General features: G+C 37.9%; 19 protein-coding genes and 2 pseudogenes. 1 reads left to right on the top strand and 20 read right to left on the bottom strand.

The genetic code is table 11. From position 1 onward, the window contains the following. Positions 1-22 precede the first annotated feature (22 nt). The 16 genes and pseudogenes from LG375_RS00215 to LG375_RS00145 form a co-directional block, all read right to left on the bottom strand. The gene (locus tag LG375_RS00215; RefSeq protein WP_225745039.1) at positions 23-826 is read right to left on the bottom strand and encodes an RNA-binding protein; all 804 of its coding nucleotides are present in this window, start codon (positions 824-826) and stop codon (positions 23-25) included. Continuing rightward, on the bottom strand, positions 826-1,083 hold the full coding sequence (locus LG375_RS00210) for a YggT family protein (protein ID WP_037604445.1): 258 nt from the start codon (positions 1,081-1,083) through the stop codon (positions 826-828). The genes LG375_RS00215 and LG375_RS00210 overlap by 1 nt, the downstream gene beginning before the upstream one ends. Positions 1,084-1,086: 3 nt before the next feature. Next, positions 1,087-1,686 carry a cell division protein SepF gene (locus LG375_RS00205; protein ID WP_225745038.1) on the bottom strand — a complete coding sequence of 200 codons (600 nt, stop codon included), beginning with the start codon at positions 1,684-1,686 and terminating at the stop codon, positions 1,087-1,089. A gap of 4 nt (positions 1,687-1,690) precedes the next feature. Then, positions 1,691-2,374: a YggS family pyridoxal phosphate-dependent enzyme gene (locus LG375_RS00200; protein WP_037600483.1), complete on the bottom strand. Its 684-nt coding sequence runs from the start codon at positions 2,372-2,374 to the stop codon at positions 1,691-1,693. A 2-nt stretch (positions 2,375-2,376) separates the two neighbouring features. Continuing rightward, positions 2,377-2,535, bottom strand: a pseudogene (locus LG375_RS10580) (cell division protein FtsZ); the annotation flags it as partial. A gap of 74 nt (positions 2,536-2,609) precedes the next feature. Beyond that, a pseudogene (gene ftsZ, locus LG375_RS00195) lies at positions 2,610-3,699 on the bottom strand (cell division protein FtsZ); the annotation flags it as partial. A 28-nt stretch (positions 3,700-3,727) separates the two neighbouring features. Next, positions 3,728-5,104, bottom strand: coding sequence for a cell division protein FtsA (gene ftsA, locus LG375_RS00190; RefSeq protein ID WP_037600477.1), 1,377 nt, complete (start codon positions 5,102-5,104; stop codon positions 3,728-3,730). A 126-nt stretch (positions 5,105-5,230) separates the two neighbouring features. Then, on the bottom strand, positions 5,231-6,373 hold the full coding sequence (locus LG375_RS00185; protein WP_070839971.1) for a cell division protein FtsQ/DivIB: 1,143 nt from the start codon (positions 6,371-6,373) through the stop codon (positions 5,231-5,233). A gap of 9 nt (positions 6,374-6,382) precedes the next feature. Beyond that, entirely contained in the window at positions 6,383-7,453 is a 1,071-nt protein-coding gene (locus LG375_RS00180; protein WP_070839967.1) for a UDP-N-acetylglucosamine--N-acetylmuramyl-(pentapeptide) pyrophosphoryl-undecaprenol N-acetylglucosamine transferase, read from the bottom strand. A gap of 3 nt (positions 7,454-7,456) precedes the next feature. Next, complete coding sequence (gene murD, locus LG375_RS00175) at positions 7,457-8,809, bottom strand: UDP-N-acetylmuramoyl-L-alanine--D-glutamate ligase (protein WP_064524713.1); 1,353 nt, start codon at positions 8,807-8,809, stop codon at positions 7,457-7,459. A gap of 127 nt (positions 8,810-8,936) precedes the next feature. Further along, the gene (locus LG375_RS00170) at positions 8,937-9,206 is read right to left on the bottom strand and encodes a DUF3165 family protein (protein WP_064524715.1); all 270 of its coding nucleotides are present in this window, start codon (positions 9,204-9,206) and stop codon (positions 8,937-8,939) included. Positions 9,207-9,225: 19 nt separating this feature from the next. Further along, positions 9,226-11,076, bottom strand: coding sequence for a translational GTPase TypA (typA, locus tag LG375_RS00165; protein ID WP_002884130.1), 1,851 nt, complete (start codon positions 11,074-11,076; stop codon positions 9,226-9,228). Between the two features lie 140 nt (positions 11,077-11,216). Continuing rightward, positions 11,217-12,185, bottom strand: a complete 969-nt coding sequence (locus tag LG375_RS00160) for an ROK family glucokinase (RefSeq protein ID WP_037600464.1) — start codon at positions 12,183-12,185, stop codon at positions 11,217-11,219. Continuing rightward, positions 12,160-12,384, bottom strand: a complete 225-nt coding sequence (locus LG375_RS00155) for a YqgQ family protein (RefSeq protein ID WP_037600461.1) — start codon at positions 12,382-12,384, stop codon at positions 12,160-12,162. Before LG375_RS00155 ends, LG375_RS00160 begins: the two co-directional genes overlap by 26 nt. A 107-nt stretch (positions 12,385-12,491) precedes the next feature. Continuing rightward, positions 12,492-12,929: a Fur family transcriptional regulator gene (locus LG375_RS00150; RefSeq protein ID WP_002884117.1), complete on the bottom strand. Its 438-nt coding sequence runs from the start codon at positions 12,927-12,929 to the stop codon at positions 12,492-12,494. Positions 12,930-13,016: 87 nt separating this feature from the next. Further along, a complete protein-coding gene (locus LG375_RS00145; RefSeq protein ID WP_037600458.1) occupies positions 13,017-13,538 on the bottom strand; it encodes a Dps family protein in 522 nt (173 codons plus the stop codon). A gap of 109 nt (positions 13,539-13,647) precedes the next feature. Between LG375_RS00145 and LG375_RS00140 the strand changes: the two genes are divergently transcribed. Then, the gene (locus LG375_RS00140; RefSeq protein ID WP_225745037.1) at positions 13,648-14,304 is read left to right on the top strand and encodes a prepilin peptidase; all 657 of its coding nucleotides are present in this window, start codon (positions 13,648-13,650) and stop codon (positions 14,302-14,304) included. A 29-nt stretch (positions 14,305-14,333) separates the two neighbouring features. On the opposite strand, the gene LG375_RS00135 is transcribed toward LG375_RS00140, so the two are convergent. From LG375_RS00135 to ppc, 4 genes are all read right to left on the bottom strand, one after another. Next, a complete protein-coding gene (locus LG375_RS00135) occupies positions 14,334-15,725 on the bottom strand; it encodes a serine hydrolase (protein ID WP_225745036.1) in 1,392 nt (463 codons plus the stop codon). A 98-nt stretch (positions 15,726-15,823) separates the two neighbouring features. After that, a complete protein-coding gene (sodA, locus tag LG375_RS00130) occupies positions 15,824-16,429 on the bottom strand; it encodes a superoxide dismutase SodA (RefSeq protein ID WP_049545964.1) in 606 nt (201 codons plus the stop codon). Between the two features lie 95 nt (positions 16,430-16,524). After that, the gene (holA, locus tag LG375_RS00125; RefSeq protein WP_198463232.1) at positions 16,525-17,559 is read right to left on the bottom strand and encodes a DNA polymerase III subunit delta; all 1,035 of its coding nucleotides are present in this window, start codon (positions 17,557-17,559) and stop codon (positions 16,525-16,527) included. A 67-nt stretch (positions 17,560-17,626) separates the two neighbouring features. Then, positions 17,627-20,449, bottom strand: a complete 2,823-nt coding sequence (gene ppc, locus LG375_RS00120; protein ID WP_073689706.1) for a phosphoenolpyruvate carboxylase — start codon at positions 20,447-20,449, stop codon at positions 17,627-17,629. Positions 20,450-20,611: the final 162 nt, after the last annotated feature.

The raw sequence follows: 20,611 nt of genomic DNA, 5'->3' as shown, positions 1-20,611 counted from the left end.
TCTGATGGTTTAAATTAAATAACTACTTTTTTCTCCGTCTTAACAGACTTTCAATAACGATTTTAGCTTTCCCGGACTTTGAAAATCCGTCTTGTTGAGCTAGTCGAAATCGACCATAACCTCTAACCGAAATCATATCACCAATCATAACCGCCTGATCAGCCTTCTCAACTTGTCTATAATTTAATTTTACTTTTCCTGAAGCAATAAGTTTTAAGGCGTTAGAACGAGATAAGTTTAATACCGTCGCCAACACATTATCAAGACGCATACTGGAAAGTAAAACAAAAGATTGTGAATAGTTTTCTTGATTTGAAATCCAATCGTCTTTGCTTACTTCTTTTAGAGTAACCGAAACATTTCCAATCTTAGTAATCGTCATTATCGCATAACTTGCTAAATGAGAAGCAATGGAAAATTGAACACGTCCTTCTTCATCAAGAATAATATCTCCAAATACTTGACGATCAAGACCAAGTTGATTAATCAGTGCTCCCAAAACTTTTGGGTGTGTCAATTTATTGAACTGTCTCGCATATGAGATTTCTAGGCGTTTAATTTCAAAGTCTTCGTCATCAAGCTCGTAATATTCGGGAGCAAGAATAACTCTTCCATATTCTTCAGATTCAGGAGTAGAACTCACAAAAAATTTTAAATTGTAGTAATGAGCTAACTCTTCAACAATCTGAATTTCACGAGGATTCAAGAAATCAGTTAAGTAAGGACTGTACCTTTCATCAACTAATTGACAAAATCCCCTAACCTTCTCTAGAAAAGGGCGTTCATCTAACGAGTAATGCTGTTCAATTTTTTTAATATCTGACATTAGAGTAGAATAAATCTAAGAATTCTAAGTGAAAAGTTTAGTAGAAGTACAATTACCAATATTGAAAAATCAATACCAGCAAAAGCTAAATTCAGGCGACGAAATGGTGCGAGAATCGGTTGAACAATTTGTCTAATGATTCTTCCAAGGCTAGTATCATAAGCTCCTGGAAACCAGGACAACAAAGCATAGACTACAAGAAGAATCTCTATCACGTTAACAACACGTGCCCAAATAACATAAAGTAATACAGACATCGCTTAACGTCTCTTCATATCGAAGTCGAAATTAGCTTCTTGGTTGCCGTGAGACAAACCAATCTCTTCAATGTCTACTACGACATTAATTGGCGTAAGCAAATACATTGAAGAGCCAACTTTTTGCAAGTTGCCTGTAAGTACCTTGCTAGCACCATCAATAAAGTCAAGACAACGACGAGCTTGCGCTTCCAACATATATTGAAAATCGATTAAAACACATTCGTTTTCAATCAATAGTTCTACAATTTCCTGAGCATCTTCATACTTTTTAGGATATTTAATTGCAATTGTTGTTTTAGTTGTATTCATTTGTTGTGGTCCCTGATTTGCTTGTGAACGACTCAGAGGTAAACTACGAAGGACTTGAGTTTCCTGTAAGTCTGAATTAACATGTTGGCGACGAGGAGGGACTGTTGCCTGAGAACGCTCAGGTTGACGTTGCTGACGAGGAGGTGGTGTCTGCACAGATCTCTGTGCTTTTACTGGACGTGCTTTTACTGGACGTGCTTTAGCCTCTTCTTTAGCAGCATCTTCATAATCTGTTACTTCGTCGGTATCAAAATATGAAACAATTTTATCAATTGCGTCTTTTAATGCCATAAGGTTATTCTCCGTTCTCTTTAAAGAATGCACTGCCTATTCTGACAAAGGTTGATCCATTCTGAATAGCCATGTCATAGTCTCGACTCATCCCCATGCTTAACTGATCACAAGGAACATTCTTTAGTTTTTTCTCTTGAATTGATTGTCTAAGCTCATTTGTCTCAGAAAAAATCTTATCAAGTTCTTGAGCATCTGCATCAATTGGAGCCATAGTCATTAGTCCAACGATACAAATCTTATCAAGATTTTCAATTTGTTTTAGAACAGTATCAAGTTCTTCAGCTGAAAAACCATGTTTTGATTCCTCCCCTGAAACGTTAACTTGTAGGAAGCAATTAATAGTATGGTCGGCACGCTTTTGAATTTCCTCTGCTAATTTAACAGAATCCAAAGCATGAAAATAATCAACTAAATTAATAACATCCTTTACTTTACGACGTTGCAAGGTACCAATAAGGTGCCAAGTCAAATCATAATTTTTTAAAGCTTGATACTTATCTAAGAATTTATCAACGCGATTTTCAGCAATGTGCTTAATTCCCGTTTGAACCAATTCTTCAGCGACATCACTTGAAACATATTTGGTTACGGCAATAATATTGACTTCATCACTAGAGCGATTAGCCCTTTCACATGCTTCTTTTACCGCTTGATAAACATTATTTTTATTCTCTTCTATAGTCATTATTAACGATTTTTAAAGAATGGTGGTGTCTCCAATTCATCATCATCTTCAACATCACTTGAGAATGTAGACATAGTCAATTGACTATCTAGTTGACCAGTTTCAGGACGAGAAATATTATCACGTCTCAAATCCCAATTACCAAAAGCTGACTGCTCTTGTTGAGGAGCTGCCGCTGCAGGACGAACTCCTGGTTGTGGCATTGAAGGTGTTTCATTATAGTCAAAATTTGGTTGACGTTCAAATGAAGGTTGAGAGACTGGACGTTGTTCTTCTTGAACAACTTGTTGAGTAGGAGCTGATGGTTGTGAAGGAGCTGTAGTCACTTTACGTGGTTGAGCTTTGATACCAGATGCTTTTTCAGCACGATCTTGGCGAACACCAGTTGCAACAACTGTTACACGGATTTCATCTTTCAATGTATCATCGATTGATGTACCAAGCCAAATGTTAACACCATTACCAGCTGCTTGGCCAACAATTTCAGAAGCTTCTTCTGCTTCCGTAAGCGTCATATCAAGACCACCAGTTACGTTAACGATAACATCTTCTGCACCATCAATAGTAGTTTCAAGAAGTGGTGAATAGATGGCTTTGCGTGCAGCTTCAACAATACGTTCTTCACCAGACCCAATACCGATACCCATAAGTGCATTACCTTTATTGGCCATAACTGTTTTCACATCGGCAAAGTCGAGGTTAATCAAACCTGGGTTAGTGATAAGGTCTGTAATACCTTGGACCCCTTGACGAAGAACATTATCTGCTTCACTAAGAGCTTCAAGAAGAGGTGTTTTCTTATCAACGATTTCAAGAAGGTTATTGTTAGAGATAATAAGAAGGGTATCAACTTGCTCACGCAACTCTTGAATCCCTTCGACAGCAAAGGCACCACGTTTGTTACCTTCAAATCCAAATGGACGTGTCACAACTGCAACTGTCAATGCACCCAAACTTTTCGCAATACGTGCAATAACTGGTGCTGCCCCTGTACCAGAGCCACCACCCATACCAGCAGTGATAAAGACCATATCAGCTCCTGTAAGTGCTTCTGTAAGTGTTTCTTCACTTTCTTCAGCTGCCTTACGACCAACTTCAGGTTGACCTCCGGCACCTAGGCCACGAGTCAATTTAGGACCCAATTGGATTACTGTTTCTGCTTTAGAAGAACTGAGTGCTTGAATATCAGTATTAGCTGCAATAAATTCAACACCAGCAAGACCTTCTTCAATCATTCGGTTGATAGCGTTTCCGCCACCTCCACCGACACCGATAACTTTAATTACCGCACCTTGAACTGATGCGCTATCAAATGAAAAACTCATTTTATTTCCTCGCTTTTACTAGATTCAATTAATCAAACATACTGCCGAAAATTCCACGAACACGATCACCAAGTTTTTGTTTTTGTTCATGATTTTCTTCTTCAACTGGCAGAGGTACCTCAATAGTGTTCTCAACAGGAATAGGATTTGGTTGAGGAGCCACTCGAGGTGCTGGAGCAGGAGTTCTATCAAAACTCAAGGAAGGAGCCTCATTGTCGATTGGTTTACGACGTAGATACTCTTCACCAGACACAGCCTGTTGCGCGATGATGTCAACTTCTGTAAGAAGACCAACATACTCAACAAGACTAATCACATTTGCAAACATTGGATTACGGATACCAACTTGGTTTGGCACGTAAAGTTTAACATTTGTTTCAAAAATCTCTTGAGCAACTTCAACCACACCTGGCATGATAGCTGTTCCACCTACAAGGACAATGCCACCAGGCAAATCAAGTAGACGTCCTCGAGTCAAGTCTTGTTTAACTCTATCAAGGATATGCTTCACACGAGCTGAGATAATCTCAGCAAGGTATTTTTCTGTAATTTCAACAGGTGAATTCTCACCTACAACCTCTACTTGGACAGTTTCTGTTTCGCTTGCTTCTTCAATATCTGCATTACCAAAATTGAACTTAAGCGCTTCAGCAATCTGCATTGAAGTCTTCAAAACTTTTGAAATATCCTTAGTGATGTACTCGCCACCTTCAGAATAAATATTGGTAAATTGAAGTTCTTGAGCACGCATGCTTGCAACAGTTGTTTGACCGCCACCCATATCAATAACAGTAGCACCAAACTCACGTTCACCTTCATTCAGAACAGCACGTGTCATTGCAAGAGGAGAGATGATAATATTCTCTACTTGAATACCAGCACGTTCAACTGTCTTACGAAGGTTGTGAAGAATTGTTGTTGGTCCTGTATAAATGAGACCTCTCATTTCAAGACGAATCCCCATCATTCCACGAGGATCACGAATTCCTTGGAAGCCATCAACAATAAACTCTTCAGGAACTAGTGAGATAACCTCACGTTCAGGTGTAATGCTCTTTGTCAAGGCTGAGCGAACAACACTTTCAACATCTTCATCTTTGATTTCTTTTGATTCACTTGTTACAGGTATCATACCTTGTGTAGGCTCAATTTGAAGAAGATTAGCTGGAAGCCCAACGTTCACTTGCTCAATAACAATCCCAGCTTTTTCCTCTGCTTGTTCAATAGCTGTTTTGATTGTTTTCGCTGCAGCGTCAATGTCAACAATGATGCCATCTTTCACACCAGAACTCTTAACATTACTTACACCGATGACATTCATTGATCCATCAATAAACTCAGCAACAAGAACCTTAATCGAGCTAGTTCCTATATCTAATCCTGTAAAAAAGCCATCTCTAGCCATTCACTCGACCTCTCAATCTTTCCATTCAATATCTTTGTAAACTGTATAAAAACAGAATTATTCGGATACTATTGTACCATAAAAAAACGTAAAATGTCAGCATTTTACGTTTTTTATTATTCAATATTAGCCTTGGGCAGGGGAAGGACGAAGAGTTGTTTCTTGACCAACAGTTGGATTTTTCTGTCCTTGAATACCCGGATTTTCAGAATTAGACTCTTCCTCAGAATGCTGTTCAGTTGATGTTGTAGTATCTTGATCTTCTTCAGAAGTTGTATTTTCATCCTTTTTATCAGTCTTATCTTTGTCTTTCTTTTTATCCCCATCAGTTTTTGATGATTCAACCTCAGGAGTCGTTGTATAAAGTCCAACTTCCATATCAACAATACTTCCATCTGAAAGTTGGTTCTTAATTTTCTCGTAGTAAGGGAGCTTAACCGTTAATTGAGAAAGAGGAACACGAATGGAATTGCCATCATACAGCTCAATCGTTAGTAAATCTGAAGTTGCTTTAGTTGGCGTAAGATTAATAATTTGAATATTATTCTTGATTTTTGAATCAAGTTTATTTAATTCTTTTACTAAATCTTCGATTTTCTTCTCGTCATCCATCTTTAAAGTGATGAATTTATCAGGTAGATTGCTAGTTGAAACCGTTCCTCCTGTCTTACCACTTTCAAGAATAGAAACATAACCATTTGTAGTTTGACGATAAGCAACAATTGGGTATTCTTTTACTGCAATATTAAATTGATTTGGAAAACTATAAGTTACTGTAGCCTTTTTAACCCAAACATTGGTTTTTTCAACAGTTGATGCAATCTTTCCTTGGTTGAAAAAGACATGAGTGATATAGTCTGTATCAAGAATTCCACTTGCAACTTTCACATCTTCTGGTAGAGCATTTTTTGTTCCTGATACAGTGAGAAACTTTTGTTTTGACCAAGGTGAAATAAAGAAAAGTGAAAATACGATTAGGAGTGCAGCGATAAAAATAACTAGTCCCGCAAGATTTTGTTGTGCAATTGGAATATTACTACTCGTATTCCCTTTTTTTCGTTTCTTCTTTTTGGTCCTTTTTTTCTTTTTAACCTTCTTTTTCACTGATGGTTGGCTCTCATTTGAAGTCGCTCCTTCTGGATGAACGACCTTTCCATTCGTAAATTCTTCAGAATCTTCGGTTTCTTTTTTTCTCAAAAATTCGAGGTTTCTCTTCTGCCACTCTGTGAGAACTTGTTTTTCTTGTGATTCTTGATCCTTTTTTGCCATGAAATTCCTTTATTTTTTTGAAATACTAGTCACTAATAGGTTATAAAAATCATCAGGAGAAGTAATTTCCTCAGATTTAGCCATAGCTTCTTTGTAAGTCTCTGCATGTTCAACAAGTTGTTCAAACTCATGATTTAAGGTTTCCCAACTTAACTCTGCTTCCTGTAATTGACGTGCGTAACCTTTTCGTTCAAAATAGGCAGCATTTTCAAGTTGGTCTCCTCGGCTAGCTTCTTTCCCTAAAGGAATAATTAAATGAAGTTTTTTCATAGCTAACAATTCAAAAATCGTATTTGAACCACCACGAGTGACAACTAAATCTGCCGTATCCATAAGAGGTTGATACAAATCTGTCACATAATCAACTCTATAAAGATGACGTTCTAAGGTATTCAATGAAGAGTCCCCAGAAATATTAATGACATTATATTTTTCAGTCAGTTGTGGAGTATTACTAATAAAATCATTAAATACCTTTGCACCAGCTGATCCACCTATGAAAAGGACAGTTTTTAACTTGTCATCAAACTGTACTTTAATCTTATCCAGAGCATCAGACTGATTGGACGTTGCCATCCCTACCTTTGTAATAGCACCTATATGTTTTGTCTTCGCCAATCCTTTAGATTGTTCAAAAGTCGTAAACATAGTAGTCGCAAATTTATAGGCAATCTTATTGGCCAAGCCCATAGAAAGATCAGACTCATGCACATATACAGGAACGCCTAATAACTTAGAAGCAATTACCGGTGGCACTGAGACAAATCCACCTTTTGAAAAGAGTGCTTGAGGACGAATCTTGGCAATAATTGCAATTGACTGTAGAATCCCCCAACCAACTTTAAAGACATCCAACATATTTTGCCATGAGAAATAACGACGTAGTTTACCTGTAGCAATACTATGGAATGTCACATCCAAGCCAGATTTATCAATTTGCTCGTGTTCAATTCCGTGCTTATCACCAATATAGTGCACTTCCCATCCATCTTTTAGAAATTTTGGAATTAAGATAAGATTTAAAGTCACATGTCCAACAGTTCCACCACCGGTAAAAACAATTTTTTTCGCTTTTGCCATAGCCTATCCCTTCAATTGCTCAACAGTTGTGATAAATTCGTCACCACGCACTTCGAAATTCTTGTACATATCCCAGCTTGCATTTGCAGGGCTCAACAAGACAACATCTCCTGCACTGGCTTGATCAAAAGCAATACGTGTCGCATCTGCCACATCTTTGGCATCAAGATAAGTTACTCCTGCTTTATCAGCAGCACGCTTGACACGAGGAGCTGATTCCCCTAAAATCACCATTTTCTTAAGACCGGTAATGTCAGGAATGAGTTCATCAAATTCATTACCACGGTCCAAACCACCAGCAATCAAAATGACTTTACTATTATCAAAACCAGAAAGTGCTTTTTGTGTCGCTAAAATATTAGTTGACTTACTATCATTATAGAATTTCACTTCATCGATAGTATCAACGAATTGGAGACGGTGCTTAACACCACCAAAACTTGCGAGGGTTTCCTTTATAGCTTGGTTTGAAATACCTGACAATTTTGCTACAGCTATAGTTGCCAAGGCATTTTCAACATTGTGACTACCAGGAACGCCAATTTCATCAGCTCGCATCACTAATTCACCTTTGAAGTAAAGAGCACCATTTTCAAGATAGGCACCATCTACTTTTTCCACTGTTGAGAATGAAACTACTTGTGCCTTAGTTTGTGTAGCTAATTCCTTAGCTAAATCTTGATTGAAGTTCAAAACAACAAAATCATCCACAGTCATTTGATTTTGAATATTCCACTTAGCAGCCACATATGCTTCAAAACTACCATGATAGTCAATATGTGTCGGCATCAAGTTAGTAATCACAGCAATATGTGGATGGAAGCTGTCAATCCCCATCAATTGGAAAGAAGACAATTCCATAACTAAGGTATCTTGATTAGTTACTGACTGTGCAACTTCTGACGCAGGGAAACCAATATTCCCAGACAAGACACCTGATTTACCACCATGATTTAGGACATCAGCAATCATAGTTGTCGTTGTTGTCTTACCATTTGACCCTGTAATACCGATAATAGGTGCTTCAGATACTAGATAGGCCAATTCCACTTCAGTCCAAACCGGAATACCTTTTTCTAGTGCACGAGCTACCATTGGATTGTCATAACGAATTCCAGGATTTTTCACCATTAATTCAAAATTTTCATCCAAAAGTTCAAGAGGATGTCCGCCGCAAACAACCTTAATGCCTTCTTCAAGAAGGGCTTGGGCCGATGGATTTTCCTCAAATGGTTTACCATCATTTACTGTGACAATAGCACCCAACTTAGCCAATAGGCGAGCAGCTGCTTCACCAGATTTAGCCAAGCCAAGGACCAAAACTTTTTTATTTTCAAATTGTGTTACTGATTTCATAATTCGTCCATTCTCTCAAATTGTATCATAATCATTTTACCCTTTATCCCAAGCTATTTCAAGGAGTTACCTCTTCTTGGTAAAAGAAAAAGCCAATCTATCAGACTGACTTTTAATCTCATGCTACTTATTTATCTTCATGCTCAGCTTTTTCATGATTAAGGTCCGACATGGCGAAAAAATCTTTCAAGGTGAAATAGCTCAATACAAGCATTCCAACTGTAACAAAGAACTCACCAGGTAGGCTGAAGAATTTAATAATTGATAGCACTGCCAAAAGTAGGAGCAATGCTAAGGTAGCCATGACAAAGAGAAGATTCATGGTGTTTTTTACCGACTTTGGTGCAATAAAGAAATAGAATGATGCAATCAATACAGCAACAATCAGATAAAACATCTCTTCTCCTCTCTATATATTATTCAGCTTCTGCTGCTTTTTTCTTACGTTTATTGGCTTTATCACGCTCTGCTTTATTCAAAATTTGTTTACGCAAGCGGATAGATTCAGGCGTTACTTCCATGTATTCATCATCATCCAAGAATTCAAGTGATTCTTCAAGAGTCAAGATACGTGGAGTCTTGATAACAGCCGTTTGGTCCTTAGTTGCTGAACGCACGTTTGTCATTTGTTTTGCTGTAGTGATATTGACACCAAGGTCATTTTCACGAGCATTTTCACCAACAATCATACCTTCATAAACTTCAGTACCTGGGTTAACAAAGATTGTACCACGTTCTTCAATACGCATAATTGAGTAAGTTGTCGCTTTACCTGTATCGATAGAAACGAGGGCACCACGGTGACGTCCACCAATTTCACCAGCAACAACTGGCAAGTATTGGTCGAAGGTATGGTTCATGATACCGTAACCACGTGTCATAGACAAGAATTCAGTAGAGAATCCGATAAGTCCACGAGCTGGTACAAGGAAGATAAGGCGAGTTTGACCGTTACCAACCATTTGCATATCAAGCATGTCACCTTTGCGTTCTGAAAGGGCTTGGATGATAGAACCTTGGTACTCTTCTGGAGTATCAATTTGAACACGTTCAAATGGCTCACATTTCACGCCATCAATTTCTTTGATGATAACTTCTGGACGAGACACTTGAAGTTCGTATCCTTCACGACGCATTGTTTCAATAAGGATAGACAAGTGCAATTCACCACGACCTGATACAGTCCATTTATCTGGAGAATCAGTTGGATCAACACGAAGAGAAACGTCTGTTTGCAACTCTGCCAAAAGACGCTCTTCAACCTTACGTGATGTCACGTGTTTACCTTCACGGCCGGCAAACGGTGAGTTATTCGCCAAGAAAGTCATTTGAAGTGTTGGTTCGTCAATACGAAGAACTGGCAATGGTTCAACAGCATCAGTTGGTGTAATTGTTTCACCAACGAAGATGTCTTCCATACCTGAGATGGCAATCAAATCACCAGCTTTTGCTTCTTCAATTTCACGACGTTCCAAACCAAAGAAACCGAAAAGTTTAGTAACACGGAAGTTCTTTGTTGTTCCGTCAAGTTTTGAAAGGGTAACTTGGTCACCAACTTTTACAGTTCCACGGAAGATACGTCCAATACCGATACGACCAACAAAATCATTGTAGTCAAGAAGCGACACTTGGAATTGAAGAGGCTCATCTGAGTTATCTACAGGAGCTGGGATGTGATCAATAATAGTGTCAAAGATTGGAGCCATAGTGTGCTCTTGATCAGCAGGGTTATCTGACAATGATGATGTACCGTTAATCGCTGACGCATACACAACTGGGAATTCCAACTGATCATCATCGGCACCAAGCTCGATGAAGAGTTCAAGAACCTCATCAACAACTTCTTCCGGACGTGCTGATGGTTTATCAATCTTGTTAACAACAACGATAGGTGTCAAGTTTTGCTCAAGCGCTTTTTTCAGCACAAAACGTGTTTGAGGCATTGTACCTTCGTAGGCATCGACAACAAGGACAACCCCATCAACCATTTTCATGATACGTTCAACTTCTCCACCGAAGTCCGCGTGACCTGGTGTATCCATGATGTTGATACGTGTACCGTTATAAGCAACTGCTGTATTTTTGGCAAGAATTGTAATTCCACGTTCTTTTTCAAGATCGTTTGAGTCCATTGCACGCTCATCAAGCTCTTTACGCTCATCAAGAGTGTGTGATTGTTTCAACAATTCATCAACAAGTGTTGTTTTACCGTGGTCAACGTGGGCAATGATGGCTACGTTACGGATATCTTCTCTAAGTTTAGTCATTTTTTCCTCTTTAATTTTTATTTCAACTTTTAAAGTATACCACATTTTCAACAAAATGGCAGAGCTCAGCTGATTGTAAACGTTTTTCAACAAGAAAAAGGTGCTGTCCACCTATAATTGGTCAGACACACCTTCTGTCATTAGTTATCAATTGTAAGTGCAAGACTAGCAGCTCCAATAATACCAGCATCATTTCCAAGCTCTGCTAATTTCACTTTTGTTGTACGGCGAACTTGTGGGAATGCATAACGTGTAAAGTATCCTTCAACACGGCTACGCAAGAATTCACCAGCTGCCGAAACACCACCACCGATTACAACTGAATCTGGGTTAAGAATGTTTGAAATGTTTGCTGTTGCAAGTCCGAGGTATTGAGAGACTTTATCAACAATGCTATTAGCAAACTTATCACCTTCAGCAGCAGCTACGAAGATATCTTTACTTGTCACTTGCTCACCATTATCTACAGCAGCTTTAATAGAAGAGTTCCCTTCGTATCCTTCTGCCAAATGACGTGCTAAACGTACAACACCTGTTGCTGAAGCTACAGTTTCCAAACACCCCTTGTTTCCGCATGTACATTCAAATCCTGTTTCAGGTTCAACAATAATGTGACCAATTTCACCACCAGCACCGGCAACACCATGAATTAAATTACCATCAGCGATAACACCGCCACCAACACCTGTACCCAATGTTACAAAGACAACATCTGGATTGTTAGCACCAGCACCAACCCAACGTTCCCCCAGTGCAGCCACATTAGCATCATTATCAATAGCGAATGGAATACCAAGTTCTTTTTCAATGACAGAGCCAACTTCTTGAGTTTCTGCCCAGTTCAAGTTAAAAGCACCCGTTACTGTTTTATTTTCACGGTCAACTGCACCTGGAGATCCCATACCAATTCCAATGAAGTCTTCAGCAGTAAGTCCATACATTTCCAAACGGTGTTTCAAAGATTCTACAATGTTAGGAACGATGTGGCGACCATTTTCAAGCGTATTTGTCTCAATAGCCCATTTTTCTTGCACTTCACCTTCCGAAGTCAAAATACCAAACTTAACAGTTGTTCCACCAAGGTCAATTCCTAAGAGTTTTTTTGCCATTTTCTTTCTCCATTTCAATGCGATGTTCACGTCGTAAAATCATTTCAGCAGTAAGATAGTTGTCCTTGTCCACTAAACCATTCTGGTAGAGGGCTTCTAATTCAATCTTCATCATTTCGATATCATAGAGCCTTTTCCCTAGGTAAACCACTATGCCAAACTGTTTCAACAACTGTTGAACGTCATATAAAGTTTTCATAGCAATATTTTAGCAAAAAGCTTCTGCCATGACAAGATAGTTTTGAAAACCTTTACAGATTATTGTATACTTCAAGACTTAAAAAACCTAAGTCATTAAGACTCAGGTTATTGACAGTTTGGACAAATCCCATGTAATATCATCTGTTCACGAGTAATGCGAAAACCAGTTTGTGATTCTACCTCTTCCTTGAAAGACGGAATCGGTAGGTCTAAGTCGGTAATGTGACCGCATTTTTCACAAACAATATTTAAGTGATCATGTCCCATAAAATCATAATAGGTTGTATTATCATTATTAACCTTAATTTCAGAGACAATTCCTTCTTCAACCAATACCTTCAGGTTGTTATAGACTGTCGCCAAACTCATCCCAGGATTGTCAGGGAGAAGATCATAATATATCACATCTGCACTAGGGTGTTGATCAGACATCATCAAATAGCGAATAACAGCTTTACGAGATTCCGTCAACCGAATTCCTTTAGCTTTTAACTGATTTAGGACATCTTCATAAACGCCTAGACTACGTCGATGCTCAGACATATCTCCGCCTCCCTTCTTCTAAAAGTATTTTACGTCTATTATACACTTTTAGAGGAACTCTTGACAATCATCTTAACTCAAAAATGCTTATCTCAAGCCTGGCGCTTGTCCAAGCTCAGCAGTCAACATCCAGATTGTCTTATCAATTTCAGATTTAGCTGCAGTGAAGATATCATTTGAAGGAGCATCTCCTTCTTCATCTGTGATATCCAAACCAACTTGGAACAATACTGACAAATATTTGTATGTATCAACCAATAATTGAATTTGATCAGACATTGGTTTATCAAATGTACCAGTAGTTTCAGTCAAGCCTGAATTAGATGAAAATTCTACCAAAGTTGAGTATGGTTCCCCACCGATAGTAATCAAACGTTCACTAATAACATCAAGATGAGCATTCAAACTATCCATCAATTCATCCATTTTTGGATGAAGATAGAGGAAACCAGGACCACGCATATACCAATGAACTTGGTGAACAATTGAAGCTGCTACAGACAAATCAGCAACTGCTTGATTCAAAACTGCTTTAGTTTTTGTATTTGTTGGAGTTTCAGCTTGTTGGTTAACTGTTTCATTGATTGTTTCTTTAATTGAATCTACCATATTAATTCTCCTTATTTAGAATTACTATTATTTACACTCTTATTTTAGAATATTTCTAAATAATATGCAAGTAAAATGCTTTTTCTCATTCTTTTTCGAATAATTAGGTATGTTAAGCATTATTTATTTTTTTCTAGGAGCCTCTTTAGGCTCATTTATCGGACTAGTTTGTGATCGTTTTCCTGAGAACTCGATTATTTTTCCTAGTAGTCACTGTAGCCATTGCAAGCATCAGTTGCGTTTTTCCGAGATGATTCCTATCCTCTCACAACTTTTCTTAAGATCTCGATGTCGTTCATGTCAGTCTTCTATCCCTTTTCGTTACCTCTTTATGGAAATATTTTGTGGGATAATATGTCTTCTATATTTCTATAACTTTTTAAGTCTTGAAGTAACCTACTTTCTTTACTTCAGCCTTTGTTTATCTATTTTTGATTTGAAACAGAAATCCTATCCACTTCTGTTCTGGATAGTTGGAACAGTCCCACTCCTATTCATGGGCAACTATTACCTCACATTTGCCATAGGGATAATCCTCGCTTTCCTTTCTTTTATAAAACATCTAAATATTGGGGAAGGTGATTTTCTCTACTTAGCAAGTGCCTCACTTATTTTCCCATTTTCAAAAATACTTCTAACTATCGAGCTTGCCTGCCTATTAGGGCTAGCGTACTTCCTTATACGAAGAAATCTTAAGGAATGTATCGCATTTGTTCCATTTCTTTTTCTAGGGATTGTACTTCTTACCTTTTATTCAATTGTATAGAAAAAAGCCGATAAACTCGGCTTTCTTTATTAGTTCATATTAACACGGTGCCACTCATTAATAACATAAGAGAGCATTCCTAATTGTTGGAGACCCCAACCGCTGATTTCATCTGAATTTTCAGTTGATCCACCAAGGTAACGTGTATAGATTGCAACCATATAAGGTGTATCTTCCATAACGATAGCATCAACGTTAAGTGCTTCACGGACATAACCTGGTTTTTGATAAATTGTCAGATTAGGAAGATATGTCTTGTAGTACTCATTAGGGAATGACTCACCAATGTAATGGAGAATATCCTTGTAATTATCTTGGTGTTTCCAAAGGTAATCCAAAACTTGGATGTAATAATCCGTCGTTGTCTTATTACCATGCATTTGGATAGTTTTCACTTCACCTTTTGATTTACCATATTTATCAAGCATACCATAGAATTTTTCCATACCACCAAGGCGTTCCGCCAAAGCATAGGCTGGAGTATTCTCAGAGTAAACAAGAGAATACTCTTGCATTTCTGGAATAGTCATTGAACCACCGAAAGCAGCAACATAATTATCATGTTCGCCTTGATACTCATACTCAGTATTAGTAATATCAAAACGTTCAGTTAAAGAAAGTTTTCCTTTATTAACCTGATCCATGACAAGCATGTTTAGTGGCAATTTATAAGTTGATCCCGCGGTCATTGGCTGAGTATCATTCATAGAGAATTGCTCATTTGTCTTGGTATTTTTATATGAAAAGGCAATTTGGCTAGACTCGATACCTTGGTCAGCCATAAAAGCTTCAACCACTTGGTTCAATGTCATGTTAGCATAATCATAATACAATCCATTACCATTCATGGTATCTGCATCTGCTTCCATGACTGCTTGTTTAGCTTCGGCTGATTTATTAGTTGGAGTTACCTTTTCCTCTTTTTCTTTGTCTTCTTTTTTAGTGACTTTAGAACTAGAGCCGAAGATATTTCCAAGGCTACCGGTGTGACCGGCTTGTTTACCACGTCCTGCTAAAGCAAGCATGGCAACAAACAAAAGTATTACCAGAACACCTAGGAAAGCTAAAATAAGATAAGCTTTTTTATCATCACGAGATGATTTTGATTTAGATCTCTTAGAGCGTTTACTTCTAAGTGCCAAGGTTTCAGTTTTTGTTTCTTTTTCCTTGTGATCAACTGGTACTACTGTTTCTTCAGCTACTTTTTTGTCTGCTGATTTTTTAGAAACCTTTTTTGTATCTTTTTTCGCTTCTTTTTTGTTGGCCTTTTTAGCGCCTTTTTTGACATCTTTTTTAGTATCTTTAGTGTCTTTCTTGACGTCTTGTTGAAGGTCTTGTTTTACCGAATCTTTCTTTTTATCTTTAGTTTTTCGGCGACTTCCACTGTACTTCTTGCTTGAATGTTTTTTCTTTTTTTTCATAACAATAATAGTTTAAGCTATAATTCACTAAAAAGCAAGGAGATTTTACAATCATATTACAAAAAAATTATCCTCTTTTATTGAGGATAATTTTAAACTTATTTAGCTGCTGCATAAAGCTCAGCAACTTTATTCCAGTTAATGATTTCAAAGAAAGCTTTGATGTAGTTTGGACGTACGTTACGGTAGTTTAGGTAGTAAGCATGCTCCCAAACATCAAGCGCCAAGATTGGTTTCTTACCGTCTGAGATAGGAGTGTCTTGGTTAGCAGTTGAAACAACTTCAAGTTTACCTTCATCGTTAACAACAAGCCATGCCCAACCTGAACCAAAACGAGTTGTTGCTGCTGCTGTGAAAGCTTCTTGGAAGGCTTCAAATGATCCGAAAGCTTCGTTAATAGCAGCTGCTACTTCAGCAGTTGGTTCTTGTTTTTCAGGAGACAAAAGTTCCCAGAAAAGTGCGTGGTTAAGGTGTCCACCACCATTATTAATAAGTGCTTGACGAATATCAGCTGGGATTTGTTCCACATCAGCCAAAAGTGCTTCAAGGTCTTCACCAATTTCTGGGTGTTTTTCAAGAGCAGCATTAGCATTTGCTACATAAGTTGCATGGTGTTTATCGTGGTGAAGAGTCATTGTTTCAGCATCAATGTAAGGTTCCAAAGCATCATATGCGTAAGGAAGGTCTGGAAGAATAATTGCCATAGTAAAGGTCCTCTTTTCATTTTTTCTTCATTTTACCGCAAAGTGGTAGAGCTTTCAAAAATTTTGCTTACAAAATCATAGAAAACTCTAAACCTCTAGCGGTTTGATAGAATTTTTAAAAGTGCTAAATCAAACAAGTAGTCTTTATCTAAAGTTCCTGTTTTTATCTGGTAATCTGTCTCTACTAAAATCTTAATCGTCATCTTTAAGAATGCTACTGATAAGGGACGGCTATCTCTCAGTGCGAAACGAACCTGAAACTGATTAACTTTACGCCCTAGATAATCTGAGAGACTTGAAACAATTTGCTGCTCACTTTTACCTTGAGCAGATAAAAGTTTAACCTGTAAATAGGTACGAAACTGTCCCAACATAACAGCAATCAACTTAATCTCATCTTCACCCTGCAGCCGTAAATCATGAACCAATTCACGAACGCTCTGAATCTGTCCTAGTATAAGAAGTTGCGTCATATCAAAAATGTTATCTTGCAAACTTTTCGGAATGGCCTCAGCAATGTCCCGTGATGAGATATTCCCTTCCGTTTTATATCCCTTTAGAAAAGCTAAGTTTTTTTGAACATCTGAAAAATCAAAATTCGACTTAATCAAAAGTTCCTCAAAAACTCCTGTATCAAAAGTAAGCCCCTCTTGATGCGCCTGCTTTTGAAAATAGGTTCTAAGTTCTGCATCTTTTAAAGGACTAGCTTCAAGCACCATGGCATCACGTTTGAGAAGTTTGACTAAACGACGCTTTCCATCTAGCTTTCCTGCAGACATTAAGACAAGGCGAGTTGTTTCAACAGGAGACTCAAGATAATTTTCAAGACGCTTCAACTCTTTCTCATCCAGATACGACTTTTTAGCAGTAGTCATATCTGCGAAATGATCAAAAATGACCACCTTCTCATCGGCAAAAAAAGGCATACTTTCTAAATCGAGCTCAGCATCTTGATAATCAGTCTCTGACATATCAAAATAAGAATAGGTCAAGTCACTGGGATCGAAACCAATTTGTTTTAAAAATTTTTCTTTAGCTTGACTATACTGCCCTAAATCCTCACCAGCCAAGACAGTTATCGTGGGAAGCTTTTCTTTGGACAGCTTTTCAATCGTTTCCATAGCAATCATGGTCCTATTATAACAGAAATTTTCCCATAACAAAAAGCTCACCACTAAAGTGATGAACTTTACTTGATTAACCAGAGTTACGAAGACCTGTTGCAATACCATTGATGGTAATGTGAATAAGGCTAATTTCGTCATCGGTCAAATCATTGTTACGAAGACGTTTAATCAATTCAATTTGGATGTAGTTCAAGACATTGAAGTATGGCAAACGGAAGTCCAAACTTGCTTTAAGTGACGGACTCTCATCTAGGAAGCCATCATGTTTTTCAATAGCAAGAATGACATCTTTAGTCAACTGCCACTCATCCAAAATAATATTGAAGACACTACGAACTTCTTCACTTTCTGCCAATTGTGCATAGTGGAAGGCGATATTCATATCTGATTTTGAAAGCACCATGTCTACGTTTGACAAAAGTGAACGGAAGAATGGCCATGTTTCAAACATATGTTGAAGTTTCTCGAGGTTGCCTTCTTCAGCTTGGATAAAGCGATTAAAGGCAGAACCCACACCATACCAACCTGGGAACATGATACGGTTTTGTGACCATGAGAATACCCAAGGAATCGCACGAAGACCAGAAATTTCAGTAATAGTCTTACGAGCAGCTGGACGAGAACCAATATTCAAACTTGACACTTCTTTGATAGGACTAGCTTCAAAGAAGTAATCGTAGAAATGTTCATTTCCAAAGACAAGGTCACGATAAATAACATTTGAATCGTGAACAATTCCGTCCATAACCTCACGGAAATCAACCAATTCTTCTGGATCGGCAATTTGACGTGTCACCATACGGTCAAGAGCAGCTGAAACAAGCATTTCAAGATTGTAGTAAGCAGCATCCTTATTACCATATTTATTACCGATAACTTCACCTTGTTCAGTCAAACGGATACGGTCTTTAATAGTACCAAATGGCTGAGACGTAATGGCATCGTATGATGGACCACCACCACGACCGACAGTACCACCACGACCATGGAAGAATGTAATCTTAATACCACGTTCTTCACCAATCTTAGTCAATTCGTTTTGAGCTTTGTAAAGCGTCCAACCTGAAGACAAGTAACCACCATCTTTGTTAGAGTCTGAGTAACCCAACATGATTTCTTGGTAGTTATTGCTATTCTTAATCCAACGTTTAACGATATCATAACCAAGGTATTGTTTCATGATATCATTAGAGTTTTCCAAGTCTTCGATAGTTTCAAAAAGTGGAACGATTTGGACACGCGCACGTTCTGTATCAACCAAGCCAACTTCTTTAAGAAGGATAGCCAACTCAAACATATCAGAAACGCTCTCAGTGTGAGAGATAATATGTTGTTTGATGACATCTTCACCAATATAGTCTTTCAAGAGACGAGCTGTACGGAAGATTGCCAATTCTTTTTCAAGAATTTCTGACTTAGGCACATTAGTTGATGACAAAGTACGAGGATCTTCTTGCAATTCTTTGAGAAGAACCGCAACCTTTTCAACCTCAGTCAATTCACTATAGTTATCAACAATATTAGCAGACTTAAGCAATTCTGCCACACAAGTTTCATGAACGCTTGAATCCTGACGCATATCGATTGTAGCAAGATAGAAACCAAAGACTTCTACAGCTTGGAGAAGCTCTTCAAAATCACCTGAAATTAAGACAGCATCGTCGTTTTCAAGAAGTGAATTTTTGATTGCCAAAAGATCATCATGGAAATCCTCAGCTGTTTCATAAAATTCAGTCGTTTGTTGTGAGACAGCTTGAAGACTTTGGCTGAGACGTTGTTGCACGTAATCAGCTACTACTTCACCCGTTGAAGCTGAGCCTAGACGAACATTTTCAGAAAGACGTTTAGCAACTCTTTCCTTGCTAAAGTTTCCTTCTTTAAAGAAAAGAAGTGTCTGAATCAACTTAGACTGGATGTAACTGAAAGCACGACGGTAAGGTTCATTTTCACGATAAACAGATGTATCTGGAGAATGTTTCGCCATCTCTGCTACTGTATCTGAAACCTCAGTCAAGCGTGATGAGAGGGAGAACGAACGGTAAAGATTATCAACTTTTTCAATATAGTAGTTAAGGATAACTTCACTTTGTACAGTGGCAGAAAGTTTAAGAGTTTCTGCTGTTACAAATGGGTTCCCGTCACGGTCACCACCAATCCACATTCCCATAGTAATAGGTGTTGGATTGTCAAGTTCGATACCTTTTTCAACTGCTAAACGTTTGAATTCATGTGATAAGTTTGTAATCGCCTTAATCAATGAGGAGTTGTAATACTCCATAACGTTAGTGATTTCGTTTTTAACTTTAAGTTTTTTCTCACGAATGATATCTGTTTGCATCATGATTTCTACATAACGACGCAAATCTGCATACCATTTATCCTTGTTGATAAGACCAGCCTTAACATCACGATGCTTACGGAGAAGTTCGTGAATGTGGTTAGTCAATTCAAGCATGGTTTTACGTTGAACCTGAGTTGGGTGGGCTGTCAATACTGGCACGACATTGACATGTTCAAGAATGTCACGTGCATTTTCACTTTCAGCGACAACATCAAAGGTTTCAGACAACTTACCTAGATAAGATTCATCAATATTGTTCTTGTGGTTGACTTCATAAGCCAAATCCACGTCTTCAGAGATATTAATCAAAAGAGGTAACAAAGAGAAATAACGTGATGCAACGACCATATCGTCATTTGTCATTTCTGAAATGGCTTGTGTAAGGGCCACATAGTCACCTTCATCATAAAGTTCAACCAAATGTTGGATAGTTGTGAGACCTTGCTCTCCAGCCATGCCTCGTGTTGCATCATCCAACAATTCTTTCAAGATACCAACTTCTTCAGAGATGATTTCCTGGTTGTTACTGCTTTCCAATTTGTTAAAAGCCAAACCTTATTCTCCTTACTTTATGTAGTACCCTCTTATCATATCACTTTTAAAACAAAAGTAAACTATTTTCCTTTAAATCGTCAGTTATTTTGCAATTTTCCGACTTTTTCAAACAAATTTTCAAGGCTATTTCCGAACTTTATAAAAAAGACTCTGAAACAG

The organism is Streptococcus sp. Marseille-Q3604 (assembly GCF_916619785.1).
GTDB lineage: Bacteria > Bacillota > Bacilli > Lactobacillales > Streptococcaceae > Streptococcus.
The sequence above is the reverse complement of the archived record's forward strand: the minus strand, read 5'-3'. Positions and strand labels throughout refer to the sequence as shown.